Source organism: Dyella kyungheensis (genome assembly GCF_049913195.1).
Taxonomy (GTDB): Bacteria; Pseudomonadota; Gammaproteobacteria; order Xanthomonadales; family Rhodanobacteraceae; genus Dyella; species Dyella kyungheensis.
Map to the genome: position 1 here is coordinate 506,997 of NZ_CP183983.1, position 18,515 is coordinate 525,511.

The 18,515-nt window shown below is 64.2% G+C and carries 14 protein-coding genes and 1 tRNA gene; 9 read left to right on the forward strand and 6 right to left on the reverse strand.

Translation table 11 applies throughout. The features are described from left to right. The first annotated feature begins 48 nt into the window (after nt 1–48). Nucleotides 49–1,521 (forward strand): DUF2252 domain-containing protein, encoded by a 1,473-nt coding sequence (locus ACN9MB_RS02080; RefSeq protein ID WP_239536235.1) that lies wholly within the window; start codon nt 49–51, stop codon nt 1,519–1,521. Here ACN9MB_RS02080 and ACN9MB_RS02085 read toward each other — a convergent pair. Further along, nucleotides 1,518–2,561, reverse strand: a complete 1,044-nt coding sequence (locus ACN9MB_RS02085) for a hypothetical protein (protein ID WP_426270616.1) — start codon at nt 2,559–2,561, stop codon at nt 1,518–1,520. The genes ACN9MB_RS02080 and ACN9MB_RS02085 overlap by 4 nt on opposite strands. A gap of 41 nt (nt 2,562–2,602) precedes the next feature. Further along, the gene (locus ACN9MB_RS02090; protein ID WP_204638119.1) at nt 2,603–3,910 is read right to left on the reverse strand and encodes an alpha/beta hydrolase family protein; all 1,308 of its coding nucleotides are present in this window, start codon (nt 3,908–3,910) and stop codon (nt 2,603–2,605) included. Nucleotides 3,911–4,109: 199 nt separating this feature from the next. On the opposite strand from ACN9MB_RS02090, the gene ACN9MB_RS02095 reads away from it, so the two are divergent. The 4 genes from ACN9MB_RS02095 to ACN9MB_RS02110 all read left to right on the forward strand — a co-directional run bounded on the left by ACN9MB_RS02095 (nt 4,110) and on the right by ACN9MB_RS02110 (nt 9,350). After that, nucleotides 4,110–5,159, forward strand: coding sequence for a glycerophosphodiester phosphodiesterase (locus ACN9MB_RS02095; protein ID WP_204638120.1), 1,050 nt, complete (start codon nt 4,110–4,112; stop codon nt 5,157–5,159). A gap of 680 nt (nt 5,160–5,839) precedes the next feature. Further along, nucleotides 5,840–6,550, forward strand: coding sequence for a lysoplasmalogenase (locus ACN9MB_RS02100; RefSeq protein WP_426270617.1), 711 nt, complete (start codon nt 5,840–5,842; stop codon nt 6,548–6,550). Between the two features lie 6 nt (nt 6,551–6,556). Next, the gene (locus ACN9MB_RS02105; RefSeq protein WP_426270618.1) at nt 6,557–7,825 is read left to right on the forward strand and encodes a sterol desaturase family protein; all 1,269 of its coding nucleotides are present in this window, start codon (nt 6,557–6,559) and stop codon (nt 7,823–7,825) included. An 85-nt stretch (nt 7,826–7,910) separates the two neighbouring features. Then, nucleotides 7,911–9,350, forward strand: coding sequence for an amino acid permease (locus ACN9MB_RS02110; protein WP_426270619.1), 1,440 nt, complete (start codon nt 7,911–7,913; stop codon nt 9,348–9,350). Between the two features lie 75 nt (nt 9,351–9,425). Here ACN9MB_RS02110 and ACN9MB_RS02115 read toward each other — a convergent pair whose 3' ends face one another. Continuing rightward, nucleotides 9,426–10,013 carry an outer membrane protein gene (locus tag ACN9MB_RS02115; RefSeq protein ID WP_426270620.1) on the reverse strand — a complete coding sequence of 196 codons (588 nt, stop codon included), beginning with the start codon at nt 10,011–10,013 and terminating at the stop codon, nt 9,426–9,428. 261 nt (nt 10,014–10,274) lie between these two features. Between ACN9MB_RS02115 and ACN9MB_RS02120 the strand changes: the two genes are divergently transcribed. The 3 genes from ACN9MB_RS02120 to ACN9MB_RS02130 all read left to right on the forward strand — a co-directional run bounded on the left by ACN9MB_RS02120 (nt 10,275) and on the right by ACN9MB_RS02130 (nt 14,180). Beyond that, nucleotides 10,275–12,173 carry a M61 family metallopeptidase gene (locus ACN9MB_RS02120; protein WP_426270621.1) on the forward strand — a complete coding sequence of 633 codons (1,899 nt, stop codon included), beginning with the start codon at nt 10,275–10,277 and terminating at the stop codon, nt 12,171–12,173. A gap of 964 nt (nt 12,174–13,137) precedes the next feature. After that, nucleotides 13,138–13,214 (forward strand) — tRNA-Arg (locus ACN9MB_RS02125). Nucleotides 13,215–13,313: 99 nt separating this feature from the next. After that, complete coding sequence (locus ACN9MB_RS02130) at nt 13,314–14,180, forward strand: MBL fold metallo-hydrolase (RefSeq protein ID WP_426270622.1); 867 nt, start codon at nt 13,314–13,316, stop codon at nt 14,178–14,180. A 70-nt stretch (nt 14,181–14,250) separates the two neighbouring features. Here the strand turns inward: ACN9MB_RS02130 and ACN9MB_RS02135 are convergent, their stop codons facing one another. The 3 genes from ACN9MB_RS02135 to queF all read right to left on the reverse strand — a co-directional run bounded on the left by ACN9MB_RS02135 (nt 14,251) and on the right by queF (nt 16,253). After that, nucleotides 14,251–14,460 carry a CsbD family protein gene (locus ACN9MB_RS02135; RefSeq protein ID WP_204636858.1) on the reverse strand — a complete coding sequence of 70 codons (210 nt, stop codon included), beginning with the start codon at nt 14,458–14,460 and terminating at the stop codon, nt 14,251–14,253. Between the two features lie 209 nt (nt 14,461–14,669). After that, entirely contained in the window at nt 14,670–15,281 is a 612-nt protein-coding gene (locus ACN9MB_RS02140) for a hypothetical protein (RefSeq protein ID WP_426270623.1), read from the reverse strand. Between the two features lie 147 nt (nt 15,282–15,428). After that, a complete protein-coding gene (gene queF, locus ACN9MB_RS02145; protein WP_426270624.1) occupies nt 15,429–16,253 on the reverse strand; it encodes an NADPH-dependent 7-cyano-7-deazaguanine reductase QueF in 825 nt (274 codons plus the stop codon). 142 nt (nt 16,254–16,395) lie between these two features. Here queF and ACN9MB_RS02150 point away from each other — a divergent pair, with 142 nt between their 5' ends. Beyond that, complete coding sequence (locus ACN9MB_RS02150; protein WP_426270625.1) at nt 16,396–18,363, forward strand: M1 family metallopeptidase; 1,968 nt, start codon at nt 16,396–16,398, stop codon at nt 18,361–18,363. The last annotated feature ends 152 nt before the right edge of the window (nt 18,364–18,515 follow it).

An 18,515-nucleotide genomic window follows, 5' to 3' on the forward strand; every position in this document is an offset into this window, starting at 1 on the left:
GTCGTGCGATTCCCTGTTGATCCGCTGTATTCATCGCGAGGTGGAGCCATGTCGAGGACGAAGGACGAGCGCGCGCCCAAGGTGACCCACAGGCGCCCGAAGGGAGCCGAAGAAGCGTCATTGCATGCTTTCGCCCACGTCGGCGAGGGAGCGCTTTCGCAGCAGAGCTTCCGCAAGGCGCCGGCGGATCGCGAGGCCATGGCGCGGACCATTCGCGCCAAGGTGGCGCGCAAGTCGCTGGGCGGCTGGAAGCCGGTGAAGGATCGCTTCGACCCCGTGGAGTTGCTGATCGAAACCTCGAAGGGGCGCGTGGATTCGCTGGTGCCCATTCGCTACGGCCGCATGATGGCGTCGCCGTTCGCGTTCTACCGCGGTGCGGCGGCCATCATGGCGGCCGATCTCGCCCACACCGCGAGCACCGGCATTCACCTGCAGATCTGCGGCGACTGCCACCTGGTGAATTTCGGCGGTTTCGCCACGCCCGAACGCAAGCTGGTGTTCGACATCAACGATTTCGACGAAACCACGGTCGGGCCGTGGGAGTGGGACATCAAGCGCCTGTGCGCCAGCCTGGTGGTGGCTTCGCGCGCGAACGGCTTCAACGACGGCGAGGCCAGGGACATCGCGTGGGAGGCCGCGTCCGCGTACCGGACGCACCTGGCCGACTACGCCGAGATGCCCGTGCTGGAAGCGTGGTACGACCATATCGATCTGCAGGACGTGATCGACCGCATGCGCGACGAGGAAATGAAGCAGCTCGCCAACAAGAGCGTGCGCAAGGCCGTGCAATACACCGCGCACACCAAGGAGTTCATCAAGCTCACGGTGCAAGGCGGCTCGCCGCCGCGCATCCAGGACGAACCGCCGTTGATCTATCACGATGAGCTGCTGGAGAACCAGGTGACGCTGGACGAACGCCGCAAGGCGTTTCTCGACTATCGCGACTCGCTGCTGCCGGAACGCCGCGTATTGCTCGATCGCTTCCAGACGGTGGACGCCGCGGTGAAGGTGGTGGGCGTGGGCAGCGTGGGCACCTACTGCGGCATCATGCTGATGGTGTCGGGCAATGGCGATCCGCTGTTCCTGCAGTTCAAGGAAGCGCGGCGGTCGGTGATCGATCCCTACGTGAAGAACAAGCCGTATAAGCACCAGGGCCAGCGCATCGTTGCGGGCCAACGATTGATGCAAGCGGCCAGCGATCTGTTCTTGGGGTGGACGCAGGGAACCAAGCGTCACTTCTACGTGCGTCAGTTGCGCGATGCGAAGATCTCGCCGCAGATCGAAGTGATGCGCGCGCCCAATCTGCGCCGCTATGGCCGTCTGTGCGCCCGCACGCTGGCACGCGCGCATGCGCGCTCGGGCGATGCGGTGTTGTTGTCCGCCTACCTGGGCAAGAGCGATGCCTTTGCCGATGCCATGACGAGCTTCTCGGTGGCGTATGCCGACCAGAACGAACGCGACCATGCGTCGCTGGTCAAGGCGGTACGCGCCGGCCGGGTGGATGCGATGACCATCGCCTAGGGTTTGTGCGGCGCGGCTGGTTCGAGCCGCGTCGCCAGTTCCACGCTGCGCGGTGCGGCCAATCCGCCGTAGCGACGGTCGACGTCGTCCAGCCGTTGTTTCGCGTTGTCGAGTTTGCCGGCCGCGATGTCCGCATCGACCTGGCCAAGGGCCTTGTCGACATCGCTGGCGATCCGTGCACGACAGGCATCGAGTTTCGCGGGGTCTGTTGCACTGTGGGTTTCCAGCGAGGTCAGGGCGCGATCCAGGGCAGGCGGCTCGGCCAGGTCGTGACCTGTCCAGGGCATCGCGCGCACATCGAAGTCGTCGATGCACCAATCATGCAATGACGCACGGCTCTGCCTGTCCGCATCCTGGTTGGCCGTGTCGCGCTGGCCGGTAAAATAGACCAGGCGTGTGGAGGACTGGAATTGTTCCAGCAGCGACAACGGCGGTAGCGGCACCGTCCGCCCGAGCGTATCGCTGCCGGCCTCCAGCAGCGCACCGTGAAACACATCCGGATAGCCGAGTGCCAGCCGCAACGCGACGCGCGAGCCGCCGGAGAAGCCACCGACATAGACGCGCTGCGGATTGACCCGGTAACGCGCCATCACATTGCTGGCCGCCAGCAGCGAAACCGGCTCGCGGCGGTCGAGCAGGCTGGTGTCGTTGCCGATATGGGCCGCGGTGACCAGGATCATGCCGTGACGTTCGAGGATCGACGTCCATGCGGCCGGCATGCTGGCCTCGTCCCACGGCGGAACGAACACCAGCAGGGCATAACCGCCGGGCGGCATCTGCGCGGGAACGTAGAGCGCGAACCGCTCCTTGGCCAGATCGATGGGCTGTTCCGCGATGGCAATGCCCAGCCCGGCGGCGTGACGCTGCAGTCGCCATGCATTCAACGGCGTCACCAGTCGCCGGGCCAGTTCCGTGCTGCTCGACAGGTTGCTGTACTGCGAGAACAGCACATCCTTGAACACGCCTGTGGCGACGTCAGCGGCCGGGGCGGCGAAGGCCAGCCCCGTGAGGCATGCGAACAAGAGGCCACGACGGATCATGGCGGAAGCCTAGCACCGCGCGAACGCGGTGCCACGGGTGTTCATTTTGCGGGTGTTTGCTGCGGGAACACCATCGCGCTGTTGCCATAGGGCGGATGCAGCGTGCCCTTCGCGAAGTCGATGGCGAGCTGCATGTAACCCGCCGCATAGCGCGTACTCACGCGTTCGCCGTCCTTGCCGAGTTCGTATTCCGTGATGCCGTGTTCGGTATGCGGAAACAACGCCGTGGTGATCGGCAGACCCTTGGCCTGCAACGAGGCGAGGCGGCGCAGGGTTTCGCCACTGGGCGCATCGATGTCGTCCCCGCCCAGTTCCCACAGCTGCGGGGTCTGCAGCTTCTCCAGCACCGGCATGGCGTCGTAGTGCCAGGGCGTGTGCCACATGTATGCCTTGCCCTTCTCGCGGATCTCGGCGTTGCTCATCGGCAGCACCAGATAGCTGAAGTCGCCGCGCACATCCTTGTACCAGGGCTCCTTGCCGTACTTGGCCTTGGCCGCATCGAGCTGGTCGAAGCCATCGGTCAGTCCGCTGGAAAGGATCAGGCCCACCGCATCGGAGAGCTCCCACGCCTTGTCGATCACCGACTGGTCGTAGCCCTTGAGCGTCATCTGGAACGCCACCGCTTCGCGGTCTTCTTCCAGCGGCGAGATGGCCAGGCCGTAGCCCACGATCACGAAATCCACCTTGGTGCGCGTGGCCGCCAGCGGAGCCACCCAGCCGCCCTGGCTGCCGCCGCGATAACCCACCCGGCCGGCACGCGCGCCGGCCAGCCGGCGAGCCTCGGCGACCGCAGCCACCGCATCGTTGGCGAGCACACTGAAATCCTGCGTGTACTGGCCATCGGAAGCGCCGGTGCCGCGCTTGTCATAGACGAACGCGCCCACGCCCTCGATGGGGAACTCGCGCTGCATGGCATCGAACGTGCGGGCCGAATCCTTTTCCGAGCCATGCACCAGCACCACCACCGGCACCTTGCCCTTGCCGGGCGGGAGAATCAGCCGTCCGACCAGGCGCGTGCCGCCTTCGCCGGCAAACGTCGTCTCCTGCACCGTGAAGGGGATGCGCTCGCCCTGCTTGCCATCGAAGGTGATCTTGCCCTTCGCACAATCGGTGAACTGGACATCCTTGCCGTCCGGGCGGTCCGTCCAGCCGAACGTGCTGGTCCAGCTATCGCCGGCACCCCGCTTGAGCTTGCCGGTGCTGCCGTCGATACGTCGCCAGCGCAGGGTGTTTTCATCCGAATGGCCGATATCCAGCGCGCTTCCATCGCTGAGGCGATATGAACCTACGTGGCAGTCGGTGGCGGGAGCGGCGCTGGCGAGCAGGGCGGCCAAGAGCGTGGTGAGCATGGAGAGTCCGATCGTCGAATAAGTCGCCAGGAGGCTAGCATCGGCTTGTCGGGCGACCATTGGCCGCAAGTCATACCGGTGCCAAGAGTCATAGGCACCATAGGCGCTCCATGCGCCCTCTGCGGCGTGCCGTGATCATTGCGAAGGAGCTACCGTGGGTCGTTTATGCTGGATCATTGTGATGGCGGGTGCACTGTTCATGACAGCCGATATCCGGGCAAATGAAGCGCCGTTGGCGAAGAAGGTGTTGGTGATCGGCCATCGCGGCGCCAGCGCGCTGCGACCGGAACACACCCTGGCGTCGTACGGCAAGGCGATCGCCGACGGCGCCGATTTCATCGAGCCGGACCTGGTGATGACGCGCGACGGCGTGCCGGTGGCGCGTCACGAGAACGAGATCAGCGGCACCACCGACGTGGCGCAGCATGCGGAATTCGCCTCGCGCAAGGCCACCAAGACGATCGACGGCGAGAAGGTGACGGGCTGGTTCACCGAAGACTTCACCCTGGCCGAGCTGAAGACGCTGCGCGCCCGCGAACGCCTGCCGGAGTTTCGCAGTACCGCATACGACGGACAGTTCCAGATACCTACGCTGGACGAGATCATCGATTTCGTGGCCGCCGAATCGGCCACGCAGGGGCGCGTGATCGGCATCATTCCCGAGATCAAGCACGGCACCTATTTCCAGCGGGCCGGGCTGCCGATGGAAGACCTCGTGCTGGCTACGCTCGCCGCGCATGCATACACGCGCACGGCGCCGGTGGAAATCCAGTCGTTCGAGATCGCCAACCTGCGTTATCTGCGCGGCAAGCTGGGCAAGCAGCATCCCAATATCCGTCTCCTTCAGCTGCTCGGCGATGCGAATGAAGCGCCGTACGACGTGGTTGCTGCGGGTGGGAAGCTGACCTACGCGCAGATGATGACGCCCGCTGGCCTGCGCGATATCGCCGGGTATGCCGATGCGATCGGGCCGAGCATCCGTTCGATCATTCCGCTGGCTGCGGATGGCTCGCTGGGCAAGCCCACGGCATTGGCGCATGACGCGCATGCGGTGAAGCTGGAGCTGCATCCGTATACGTTCCGGCCGGAGAATTTCTTCCAGGCGAAGAATTTCTGGAAGGGGAGCGATCCGAAGGCGTTCAATGAGGCGGGGTCGATTGCGGAGATACGGGCGTATCTGGATGCGGGGGTGGATTCGTTTTTTACGGATGATCCGGCGATTGGGCGCAAGGCGGTGGATGGGCGGTGATGTTGGGTGGCGATGTTGGGTGGTGATGTTGGGTGGTGCGCGAATCGCGAAACGCGATTCGCGCAGCGGCGGGCAGGCCTCGTGTCTTACTAGCTCGTCATCCCGGCGCAGGCCGGGATCCAGAGCCTCGGTGTATAGTTGTCGCGATACGGCGATCTGGCTCGCCTGCCGCGGGCTTCCGTCCTCCTGCCGGAGGCCGGGTTACTTTCTCTTGCTTGCCCAAGAGAAAGTAACCAAAGAGAAGGGCCCCCCGGATGACGCGCCTTACGGGCCTAGCGGCCCTCCAGGTGCGCGGGTGGGCTCCGGGGTTTTTCGACAGGGCATCCTGCCCTGGCGAAAAACTGGCCCGCATCCATGCGGGCCACCCTGCGGGCTTTCCTCCACCCACCCGCCGCGTCATACGGGGACCCCTGAGAGCCCAGAGCAGTGCCCAGAGCAGCAGCCCAGAGCAGCAGCCAGAGCAGCAGCCAGAGCAGTAGCCGAGGGTTGTAGTCAGAGCTACGGATCTACTGTGGGAGCGCACCCTGTGCGCGACCATCCTACGGAGCGATACATCCCGGCGTGGCGGTCGCGCGCAGGGTGCGCTCCTACAGGCAAGACGAATTTTTTTGCGTTGCGACAGGGCACTCACCCCCATTGGCTCTACCATCACAGCCATCGATGGGTTGGGGAATCCATGCATGTCTGTTTCAAACGCCACGACGGGCCCGGCCTCGTCGCTCCGCTTCGGTATCGCGATCGTCGTCCTGGCCCTGGGCGCCATCGCCGGCGCCGTATTCGCAGCCCACGGTGAGATCGATGGCTGGCGCTGGCTGCACTGGGTGTGCAAGCCGCTGACCACGGTGCTGATCCTGTGGATGGCCTGGCGGGCCGAGCCGGCGGTGTCGGAGCGTTACCGGCGCTGGATCGCCGCGGGCATGCTGTGCTCGTTGGTCGGCGACGTGTTCCTGATGCTGCCGCACGATGCCTTTGTGGCGGGGTTGGTGTCGTTCCTGCTGGCGCACCTGTGTTTCATCGCCGCGCTGCTGGGCGACAGCCGCTTTGCCGCCCGGCCGTGGGGCATGCTGGCCTGCGTGGCGTACGGCGTGTTCAATCTATGGGCGCTGTGGCCGTCCCTGCCGGTGCCGCTGCATCTGCCGGTGGTGGTCTACGTGCTGGTGCTGGCGAGCATGGGCGGGCAGGCGGTGGTGCGCGAGCGGCAGCACGCGTCCGATGAGTTGGCCACCTCGGCGCACTGGTCGATGATGGGCGCGCTGATCTTCATGCTCAGCGATACACTGTTGGCCTGGGACCGTTTCCGTTTCGTCATTCCGCTGTCGACGGTGTGGGTGCTGGTGACGTACTACACGGCGATGTGGTGCCTGGCGCGATCGGTTCGCGGGAGTCGTTGAGCGGCCATGAATACGCAGGAAATCATCATCACGTGGGCCACGCCGGTGTTCTTTGCGCTGATCGCGCTGGAAATGCTGGTGGCCAGGCTGCGCGGCCGCAGCGTGTATCACAGCAGCGATGCGATCAACAGCCTGGGACTCGGGGTGATCTCGCAGATCGTGGCCGTCTTCAGCAAGCTGCTCACGTTGGGCATCTATGCATGGTGCGTGCAGCGTTTCGCGTTGTTCGCGTTGCCCGCCAACAGCGTGTGGGTGTGGATCTCCGCGCTGTTGTTGTACGACTTCTGCTACTACTGGCTGCATCGCGCGGGGCACGAGGTGAACATCCTCTGGGCCGCGCACGTGGTGCACCACCAGAGCGAGGATTACAACCTTTCCACCGCGTTGCGCCAGACCGGCAGCGGCGTGTTGCTCGGCTGGTTGTTCTACCTGCCGATGGCGATCGTGGGTTATCCGCTGGAAGTGTTCGTGGTGGTGGCGTTGATCGATCTGCTCTACCAGTTCTGGGTACACACCGAACTGGTGGGACGACTGGGCTGGTTCGACCGCGTGTTCTGTTCGCCGTCCAATCATCGCGCCCATCATGCGGTGAACGACCGCTACCTCGACCGCAACTACGGCGGCATCCTGATCGTATGGGATCGCCTGTTCGGCACCTTCATCGAGGAAGACGACACCGACCCGCCGATCTACGGCACGCGTTCGCCGTTGCGCAGCTGGAATCCGCTGTGGGCCAACGCCGAGGTGTACTGGGCCACGGCCAAGGATGCGTGGCATGCGCGTCGCTGGCGCGACAAGCTGCTGGTCTGGCTGAAGCCGCCGGGCTGGCGTCCGGCGGACGTGGCGGAGCGTTTTCCCAAGCCTGCGTTCGATATCCAGCGCGAGCGCTTCCTGCCACAGCTTTCGCGCGGCCTTACCGTCTACGGACTGGTGCAGTTCGCGCTGCTGCTCGGCATGGCGGTGCAGTTCCTCGATCTGGCCAAGCAGGTGCCGGCGACCACCTTGGTTGCCTATGCCGTCTTCCTGGTGCTCAGCCTCACTGCGCTGGGCGCGCTCACCGAGGCACGGCGCATCGGCATTGGCCTGGAACTGGCGCGGCTGTTCGCCACTGCCGCGATGCCCTTGCTCACCGGTGGCTGGTTCGGCGTGCCGCAGCTGGATGCCCGCGTGGTGGCCGCGATGGTCGCCGTCCAGGCGCTGAGCGCACTGGTGCTGGGCTGGTTGGTGCTGTCGGCGGCAGGCCGCCGCAACGCGGAAAAACCCATCCACGGCTAGGACCTTTGGCACTCCCGCGCAGCTGCAGCGTGGCAGGCGCGAGGGCATTCGCTATGATCGCGGCTCATTTCCCGGGGATGAGCCGATGGGTTTCCTTAGTAAGTTGGTGCGCCACAAGCCTGTGGAGCTGTTGCAGGCGGAGGCCGGCAAGCGCGGCGATTTCCGTCGCGTGCTGGGTCTGTGGCAGCTCACCGCCATCGGTATCGGCGGCATTATCGGTGTGGGCGTGTTCGTGCTCGCGGGTCAGCAGGCGGCGCTCAATGCCGGCCCGGCCGTGGTCATTTCCTTCCTCATCGCCGGCATCGCCAGTGCGGCGGCGGCGCTGTGCTACGCAGAGTTCGCAGGCCTCATCCCGGTGACGGGCAGCGCTTATACCTACGGTTATGCCGTGCTCGGTGAATTGGCTGCATGGCTGATCGGTTGGGATCTCCTGCTCGAATACGCGCTGATCGTCGCGGTGGTCGCCATTGGCTGGTCGGGCTATGTGCAATCGGCCCTGGCCAGCATGGGGGTGCATCTGCCGGTCTGGGCGCGGGGCGCGATGAACCCCGATAAGCCCGGACAGGTGTTCGATGTCATCGCCGCGGCGATCACCTTGGGCGTGGCCACGCTCTTGACCATGCGCACCGAGTGGGGCGCGCGCTTCAACACGCTGGTGGTGGCGATCAAGGTGGCTGCGGTTGCGCTGGTGATCGGCGTGGGCGTGTTCTACATCAATCCGGCGAACTGGTTCCCCTTCATCCCCGAACGCATTGTCGATGCCAAGGGCGTGGGGCACTTCGGCTTCAATGGCGTTGCGACCGCCGCGGCCGTGGTGTTCTTTGCGGTATTCGGCTACGACACGTTGACCACGGCGGCGGAAGAATCCAAGAACCCGCAACGCGATCTGCCCAGGGCAGTGCTGTTGTCGCTGGGTATCTCGATGGCGATGTACCTCGCCGTATCGCTGGTGCTCACCGGCATTGCGCACTACGACACGCTCAATACCGATGCTCCGGTGGCCGATGCGTTCAAGGGCCTGGGCTTGCACTGGGTGGCGCTGACCGTGTCGGTGTCGGCGGTATTCGGCCTCATCAGCGTGCTGTTCGCCTTCATGCTCGGCGCGGCGCGCATCTGGTATGCGCTGGCGCGCGACGGACTTCTTCCGGGCTGGTTTGCGCGCGTGCATCCGCGCTACGGCACGCCGTATCGTCCGACCATCGCGCTGGGCGTATTCACCGCGGTGGTTGCAGGCTCCACGCCGATCCAGAAGGTGGCGGAGCTGGTCAACATCGGCGTGCTTTCGGCCTTCATCGTGATCTGCAGCTCGGTCATGATCCTGCGCAAGCGCAAGCCGGATTTGCACCGCGCCTTCCGCACGCCGCTGGTGCCGCTGGTACCGTTGATCGGCATTGCGTTCTCGATCTGGCTGCTGTCGGAACTGCCGGCCATCACCTGGAAGGTATTCCTCGGCTGGGTGAGCCTGGGCCTGGTCATCTACGTGTTCTACGGCATGCACAAGAGCAAGCTGGAGCAGCTCAAGTAAAGCCGAGGCGTCCACGGATACAAAGAAAAACGGCCGCTTTCGCGGCCGTTTTTTTGTCCACCGGGCAGGGAAGTCTTAGAACTTCACTTCCACCGAGGCGGAATAGGTGGCCACGTTGGCGTTGGTCTGCGGCTCTTGCGCGCCGTCGCGACCGTACTTGATGTGGTAGTTGTCGTAGTTGACGCCGAGAGCCACGTTCCTGGTGATGTCGTAGCCCACGCCGGCACCGGCGTACCAGCCGTTGTTCCAGCTGCGCTCGTTGGCGGTGGCGTCGCCCACGGTGACCGCGCCGGTGGTGCGCGAACGCAGGTAGCCGCCGTGACCGGTGACGAACCAGTTGTCGTAGAAGTTGTACTTGCCGGTCACGCCGATCTGGCCGACGCGCGGCTTGGCCGAGGTGCTGGCGAAATCGAAATCGTTCTTGACCTTGCCGAGATAGGCGTAGCCGATTTCAGCGCCGACGATGCCGTTCCAGCGCCAGCCGAAGCGCACGTTCTGGAACACGTCGGTCTTGTCGGAAACGCCGCCGAGACGGTAGTTGCTCTGGCCCAGGTTGCCGGCAACGAAGAAATTGTCGAGCTGGTTGTTGTTCTCGTCAGCCTGAGCAGCAAAAGGCGCAGCAGCGACCACGGCCAAGGCGGCCGCAAGAAGAATCTTGTTCATGGAATGCTCCAACTATTTTTGTGATCCGTCGCGACCATGGGGGAGTGTCGCGATGGGCCGCGTGGGGAGCGCGGTGAAAAAAGGATACGGGTTTTTAACCTGCAGAAAACCCTTGCAGGGTTTTGCGGAAAGGCGATGTTCAGACATTTCCATGACCAATGGCAGGGGGTGGCATGTGTCAACCCGCACTAGCATCAGAGGTTCATGTTTCGTGCAGCCGAGGGTTGCGCACGAATCCGATTGAACAGGGGAGAATCTCTTTTGAAAGCCTCGCATCTCGCTTCCGCCATTCTTGCTGCGGCCTTCGGGCTCGGCAGCTTCGCGGCCCTTGCCGATGTTCCCGCGCCGCAGGACATTGCGTTCAACGGCACCTTGAAGATCAACGTCGATGCCACCGACATCGCGCATCGCGTGTTCCGCGTGCGCGAGACGGTGCCAGCGCAGGCGGGTCCGCTGACGCTGCTCTATCCGCAGTGGCTGCCGGGCAATCATTCGCCGACGGGTCCGGTCGACAAGCTCGCGGGCCTGGTGGTGAAGGCGAACGGCAAGGTCATTCCGTGGAAGCGCGATCCGCTCAACGTGTTCGCGTTCCACGTGGATGTGCCGCAGGGCGCGAACGAAGTGCAGGTGGAGTTCCAGTTCCTCTCGGCACAGGACCTGCGCCAGGGCCGCGTGGTGATGACGCCGGAGATGCTCAACCTGCAGTGGAACTCGGTGTCGCTGTACCCGGCCGGTTATTTCGCGCGCCAGATCAAGGCCGAAACCAGCGTGACGTTCCCCGCCGGCTGGCAATACGGCAGCGCGCTGGAAATGGCCTCGCGCAACGGCGACACGGTGACGTTCAAGCCGATCGACTACGCCAACCTGGTGGATTCGCCGATCTACGCGGGCAAGTACTTCAAGCGCGTGGATCTGGATCCGGGCGCGAAGACGCCAGTGTTCCTCAACATCGTGGCGGACGATCCGAAGTTCCTGGAGATCAAGCCCGAGCAGTTGAAGGTGCATCAGAACCTGGTGCAGCAGATGTACAAGCTGTACGGCGCGCACCACTACAACCATTACGACTTCCTGTTCTCGCTCAGCGACAAGATGTCGGGCAACGGCCTGGAGCATCACCGTTCAAGCGAGAACGGCGTGGGCACCACCTATTTCACCGAGTGGGACAAGAACGCCGCCATGCGCGATCTGCTCTCGCACGAGTTCAACCACTCGTGGGACGGCAAGTATCGTCGCGGCGCCGACCTGAGCACGCCGAACTTCAACGTGCCCATGCAGGACAGCCTGCTGTGGGTATACGAAGGCCAGACGCAGTTCTGGGGCTACGTGATGGCCGCGCGTTCGGGCCTGTGGAAGCAGGACCAGGCGCTGGACATGCTGGCCAATGTGGCGGCCACCTATGACCGCGGTCGTCCGGGCCTGCAGCTGTGGCGCAATATCCAGGACACCACCAACGATCCGATCATCGCCATGCGTCGCCCGTTGCCTTACCGCAACTACCAGATGAGCGAGGACTACTATTCGGGCGGCCAGATGATCTGGCTCGACGTGGACGGCAAGCTGCGCGATCTCACCGGCAACAAGCGCTCCATCGACGATTTCGCCAAGGCCTTCTTCGGCATGAACAACGGCGACTGGGCCGTCAACACCTATACGTTCGAGGACGTGGTGAAGACGCTCAACGACATCGCCCCGTTCGACTGGACCAGCTATCTGCGCGAGCGGCTGGATGGCCATGGTCCGCTGATCGGCGGCTTCGAGGCGAACGGCTGGAAGCTGGTCTATAACGACAAGCCCTCCGAGGTCGCCAAGGCGATGGAGACGCGCGCGGGCGGCGCCAACCTTACGTATTCGCTGGGCGTGTCGATGGGCAAGGGTGGCGACGTCGTCGACGTGCTGTGGGACAGCCCCGCCTTCAAGGCTGGTTTGTCGCCGGCGATGAAGGTGGTCGCGGTGAACGGCAAGGAATATTCCAGCGATGTCCTCAAGGATGCCGTGACGGCCGCTGCGAAGGACAAGAATCAGCCGGTGGAATTGCTGGTGAAGAACTTTGATGAGTACTCCACGCTGCGCATCGATTACCACGATGGGTTGAAGTATCCGTATCTGGAGCGCATCGAGGGCAAGGCGGATCGGTTGTCGGAGTTGCTCAAGGCGCGTTGATGCTACTTCTCTCTCTCTCTCTCGGTGAGAGGGTGAGAGATGGATCTGAAAAGCCGCTCCGCCTGGAGCGGCTTTTTTTTGCTCGTCATCCCGGCGCACCCCGAAAAGGGGGCGAGGGCCGGAGGCGCTTCTCAACAGCCGAATGGCTGGTCATCCAGAGCCTCGGTGTTTAGTTGTCGCGCAGTCGCGATCTGGCTCGCCTGCCGCGGGCTTCCGACCTCCTGCCGGCGACGCAAAGCTAGTCCCCTTTTCGGGAAGGCCGGGTCACTTCTCTTTGCTTGCCCACGCACGCGCAGGAGCGCGTGCGAACGGCGAAGCCGGCCCGAAGGGCGTAGGGCAGGATGCCCGGAGTAAAGAGAAAGTAACCAAAAGAAAGGGCCCCCGGATGACGCGCCTTCCGGGCCTTTGGCCCTCCAGGTGCGCGGGTGGGTTACGGGGTTTTTCGACAGGGCATCCTGCCCTGGCGAAAAACTGGCCCGCATCCATGCGGGCCACCCTTCGGGCTTTCCTCCACCCACCCGCCGCGTCATACGGGGACCCCTGAGAGCCAAGAGCCAAGAGCCGGAGCCGGAGCCGAGAGCTGTGGATCTACTGTAGGAGCGCACCCTGTGCGCGACCATCCTACGGAGCGATACATCCCGGCGTGGCGGTCGCGCACAGGGTGCGCTCCTACAGAACAGCGCAGACGTTCCCGCGAGCACTCGCCCCTCACCCCGACCCTCTCCCCGCCGGGGAGAGGAGAAGTGCGGTGCATCGGGGGCCATTTGTGGGAGCGCACTTGTGCGCGACAAGCCGACAGAGCGATACATCCCCGCTATAGGGGCACTCCTCAGCGCCGCCTTACTCGCTATCTAAGTCGGAATGACAAAGCGAGCCCTCCCACATGGGCTCCCGCCCCCAACTCCGCTATACTGCGCGCTCGCCGCGCCCAGACCCCCGGTCCCAGGCCGCGTCGACGCTCAATGCGCCCGTAGCTCAGCCGGATAGAGTAGTGGCTTCCGAAGCCATTGGTCGGGGGTTCGAATCCCTCCGGGCGCGCCATCTCCCCCTTCGTTATGCCGATCGACTATGGCGACTGGCGAGTAGCGCTGCGGCGGCGCATGCGTTCCAATGAATGCTCCCCGATCCGAGACGTTCGCCGTGCAGCGACCTGACGTAAAGGCCTTCTTCGACGAATCCACCAACACCTTCAGCTATGTCGTGTGGGATTCGGCGACGGGCAAGGCGGCGGTGATCGATAGCGTGCTCGACTATGACGCCGTGTCCGGTCGCACGCGTCGCGATTCGGCGGATGCGCTGATCGACTTCGTCAAGGCGCAGTCGCTGGAAGTGCAGTGGGTCATCGACACCCATGTGCATGCCGACCATCTTTCGGCCGCGCCGTACGTGCAGTCCAAGCTGGGCGGTACGCTGGCGATCGGCGAGCATATTCGCGATGTGCAGGAGACGTTCGGCAGGATCTTCAATGCCGGTGCGGATTTTGCGTGCGACGGCAGCCAGTTCGATCATCTGTTCAAGGATGGCGAGCGCTATCGCGTCGGCACCATCGACGCTGTGGCCATGCACACACCCGGACATACGCCGGCCTGCATGACGCACCTGATCGGCGATGCCGCGTTCGTGGGCGATACGCTCTTCATGCCGGATTACGGCACGGCCCGCTGCGATTTCCCCGGCGGCGATGCGCGCACGCTATACCGCTCGATCCAGCGCATTTTTGCCTTGCCCGACGAAACCCGGATATTTCTCTGCCACGACTACAAGACGGCCGATCGCGACGTCTTCGTGCATGAAACCACCGTGGGCGACGAGCGGCGTTCGAACATCCACGTGCGCGAGGGGACGGACGAAGACGCCTTCGTGCACATGCGCAGCACCCGCGATGCAACGCTGTCCATGCCGCGCCTGCTGTTGCCATCCGTGCAGGTGAACATGCGGGCCGGACAGTTTCCGCTGGCCGAAGAGAACGGCACGCGCTACCTGAAGATCCCGCTCGACACGCTGTAAACGCCGCCCCATGCCAAACGGCACGCCTCCTCGAGGGAGAAGGCGTGCCGCTGATGCATTGAATTGAATGTCAGTGGGTCTGGCGAAGCTGCTTCTCGAACGCCTTCACCTGCTTGTCCGCCTCGTCGCGAGCGATGCCGTAGCGCTCCTGCAGCTTGCCCGAAAGGTACTCGGCGTTGCCTTCGGCAATCTTCAGATCGTCATCGGTGAGCTTGCCCCACTGCTGCTTGATCTGGCCGCTGAGCTGCTTCCAATTCCCCTGAATGGTGTCCTGGTTCATGACTGACCTCGTTGGATGTCGGTAGGTGCCATCTGCATTGGCGACATCGATTCGAGCAGCAGCCGGGTTAAGTGCGCGTCCCGAGGTTGTTGTCGAAAGTGGCGGGGATTCACGCAAGTATGTCGCTCACTGAGACGGCGCTCATGCCGTCTCGACGAAAAAAAGCGCCATGGAAGGCGCCTTTTTCCCGAGACCCTGGCAGTGGCGGATCAGCTGCGCACTTCGAAATCTTCCGACGCCACCTGCTTGCCGTTGAGCGAGATGACCACCTTGTATTTGCCCGTGGGCCAGGCGTTCGGATTCTGCACCTTGAAGGTGGTGATGGCTGGACCGTCGGTGGCGATGGACTCGCTGGTGCTGCTGAACGGTTCGTCCTTGCCGTCGAGATAACTCCACTTGGCGTTCAAGGTGGCGTTGTCGGTGGTGCCGATGGTCGCCACGCTGGCGTAGATGGCCTTTTCCTCGGGCGCGAACTTGCGCTGTTCCTTGCTGATGGCGTGCGCCGCATCCACCTGGCTGCCGATGGTGACGGCGGCAATCCTGATCTCGCCCCCGGTGGCCACGCTGGCGGATTTGGCGGTGGTCTGCACGGGCGCCGGCGCGGTGCTGGTGGGCGATGGGGCGCTCTGCGGCGGGCTGATCGGCGCGGTGGACGGCGGCGCCGGTGCGGCCGGTGCCGGTGCGGCCGGTGCCGGGGCGCTGGTAGCCGGCGACGTGGGCGTGGTGTTGGAGGCTTCGTGGTTCTTGCCGCACGCGCTCAGCACAAGCAGTCCGGCAAGGGTCGCGCAGTACAAGGCCGTTTTACGTGGCTGGATATTCATGACTGACCCCATGGCTGGTGGCGGACATGCGCCCGGCCGCCATGCAAGCGGTGCCGGGCGCCTGTTCTGCACAAGGCTAGCCCGCAGGGTCTGAAGCTGCGATTACCGCATGTCCGTGCGTCGACGCCGCCTTAACGACGATGTCTCTTACTGGCGCGCGCCGCGTGGATTGTCCGGCCGCTCGGTGCCGCTGCTGCGATAGGGATTGATGTCCAGGCCACCGCGACGCGTGTAGCGCGCATACACGCTGAGATGCTCGGGCCGGCAGCGCTGCATCACATCGACGAAGATGCGTTCCACGCACTGCTCATGGAATTCGTTGTGGTTGCGGAAGGAGACCAGATAACGCAACAAGCCGGCCTGATCGATCGGTGCGCCGCGATAGCGGATCTGCACGCTGCCCCAATCCGGCTGGCCGGTCACCGGGCAATTGGATCGCAGCAGGTTGGAGACCAGCGCTTCCTCGACGATGGGCTGGCTGGCGTCGGCCACCAGATAATCCGCCTGCGGCGGACCGTAGTCGTCGATATCGATGGCCTGATCGTCGACCAGCGTGCCATCGAGATCGGTGACGGCATGACCGCGTGCCTGCGCATCGCTCAGCGTCACCTCGATGGGGGCTCCGGCAGCGGCGGAGAGGTCGCGCGTCAGGGTGGCGATCAGCGCGGCCCGGTCGGTCACGCGTTCCTGCGAAAAGCCGTTGAGATAAAGCTTGAACGACTTGGACTCGATGATATTGGGCGAACCGGCCGGCACGCGGAATTCCGCCAGTGCCACCACCGGCTTGCCGCGCCCATCCAGCCAGGACAGCTCATAGGCGTTCCACACGTCCTCGCCGTGGAACGGCAGGGGCCCGGTCACGCCGATCTCGTCGCGCTTGGCCTGGCGCGGGATGGGGAACAGCAGGGAGGCGTCGTAGCGGTCGGCGTAGACGGTGGTCTTGCCGAGCGGGGAATGTTCTGGGGTACTCATGACGCCATTGTACCGCCTCGCGGACGCGGCCCCGGTCCGCTTCGCACGAAGCTGCGTCTTCGCCCATGACCACTGACCCGGTTCATCTGGAGCCCCACTGCCTATATTGTCGGGTTGAGGGGAGCCTTGAGGAAACCATTCGATGAAGAAACTCGTCCTGGGCTGCGCCGTTGCGGCGGGCCTGCTTGCCGCTGGCGTGCTGTGCGGCCCCGCGTTCGCCGACGGCGCCGATGCCGCGTTCGATCCCCAGGCGCTGTTCGCGCCGCTTTCCCTGCCCGACGCGGCCAATGCCTTCCGCGACGGCGCCGGCAAGCCGGGGCCGCTGTTCTGGCAGAACCGCGTGGACTATGCGATCCAGGCCGAGATCGATCCGGCCACGCACACGCTGCGGGGCGATGAAACCATCACCTACACCAATCACAGTCCCGACGCGCTGGACGTGCTGTGGGTGCAGCTGGACCAGAACATCTATCGGCGCGACTCGCGCGGTTCGCTCAGCTCGCCGCGCGCACGCAACGATTTCACCGATGGCTATCAGATCGACGCGGTGGAAGTGGACGGAAAACCCGTGCATTTCCTCATCGACGATACGCGCCTGCGGGTGGATCTGGCGCAGGCGCTGGCCGGTAGCGGCAAGCAGGCAAAGCTGCGCATCCGCTACCACTACACGGTGCCGGGCACCTGGGGCGGCCGCACGGCGGTGACGCCGACCAAGAACGGCGACATCTACGAGATCGCGCAGTGGTTCCCGCGTATGGCCGTCTACGACGATGTGCGCGGTTGGGATACGCAGCCCTATCTCGGCTCGGAGTTCTACCTGGAATACGGCGACATCGATTACGCCGTCACCGTGCCGTGGAATTACCTCGTTGCCGGTTCCGGCGCGCTGACCAACGCCAGCGAGGTGCTGACCGCCACCCAGCAGAAGCGCCTGGCGCAGGCGGCGCAGAGCGACCGCACGGTGATGATCCGGTCGCCGCAGGAAGTGAACGATCCGGCCAGCCGTCCCAAGCAGAGCGGCACGCAGACCTGGCGCTTCCATATGGAGCACACGCGCGATATCGCCTTCGCCGCGTCGCCCGCCTTCGTGTGGGACGCCGCGCGCATCAACCTGCCCGAAGGCAAGCATGCGCTCGCCATGTCGGTGTATCCGGTGGAGGGCGTGGGCAAGGACAAGTGGGATCGCTCCAGCGAATACGTGAAGGGCGCGATCGAGCACTTCTCGTCGAAGTGGTATCCGTATCCGTGGCCGGTGGCGGTGAATCTCGGCGGCCATGGCGCGGGCATGGAATACCCGGGCATCGTGTTCGACGGATTCGACGACAAGGGTCCGATGCTGTTCTGGATCACCGCGCATGAAATCGGCCACACCTGGTTCCCGATGGTGGTGGGCTCCAACGAACGCCGCAACGCGTTCATGGACGAAGGCTTCAACACCTTCATCGACGTGTATGCCTCGGACGCGTTCAACAAGGGCGAGTTCGCGCCCAAGCGCGACAGCGAATACGCGCCCAAGGGTGGCAACCCGGTCGACGAGATCGTGCCGCTGCTGGCCGATGCCAATGCGCCGACGCTGATGGCGCCGGCCGATTCGGTTGCGGAGAAGTACCGCCACCCGGTGAGCTACTTCAAGGGTGCGCTGGGCCTGGTGCTGTTGCGCGAGCAGATCCTCGGACCGGAGCGTTTCGATCCGGCCTTCCGCAAGTACATCGCCACCTGGGCCTATCACCATCCCACGCCGTCGGATTTCTTCCGCTTCATGAGCAGCGAGTCGGGCGAGGATCTGTCGTGGTGGTGGCGCGGCTGGTACCTCAACAACTGGCAGCTGGACATGGGCATCAGTGCGGCCAGTTATGTCGACAACGATCCGGCCAAGGGCGTGCAGGTGACGTTTGCCAGCAAGCAGAAGCTGGTGATGCCGGCCACGCTGCGCATCGATTACGCCGACGGCAGCCATGAGGACGTGCGCGTGCCGGTGGAGGCATGGCGGCAGAGCGCGACGCCGAAGCTGGCGCTGCATACGAGCAAGAAGATCGCGAAGCTCACGCTGGATCCGGAGCACAAGCTGCCGGATGCGGATCGTGGGAATAACAGCTTTGCGATGCCGTAGTAGCGGCGTGCCTTCCTAGCTCGTCATTCCGGCGGACGCCGGAATCCAGTAGCGTGAGACTCCATAAGGGCCCCGCTACTGGATCCCGGCGTACGCCGGGATGACGCTGTAGGAAGGGAACTGTTGATCGAGACGACACCAAGGCACCGAAA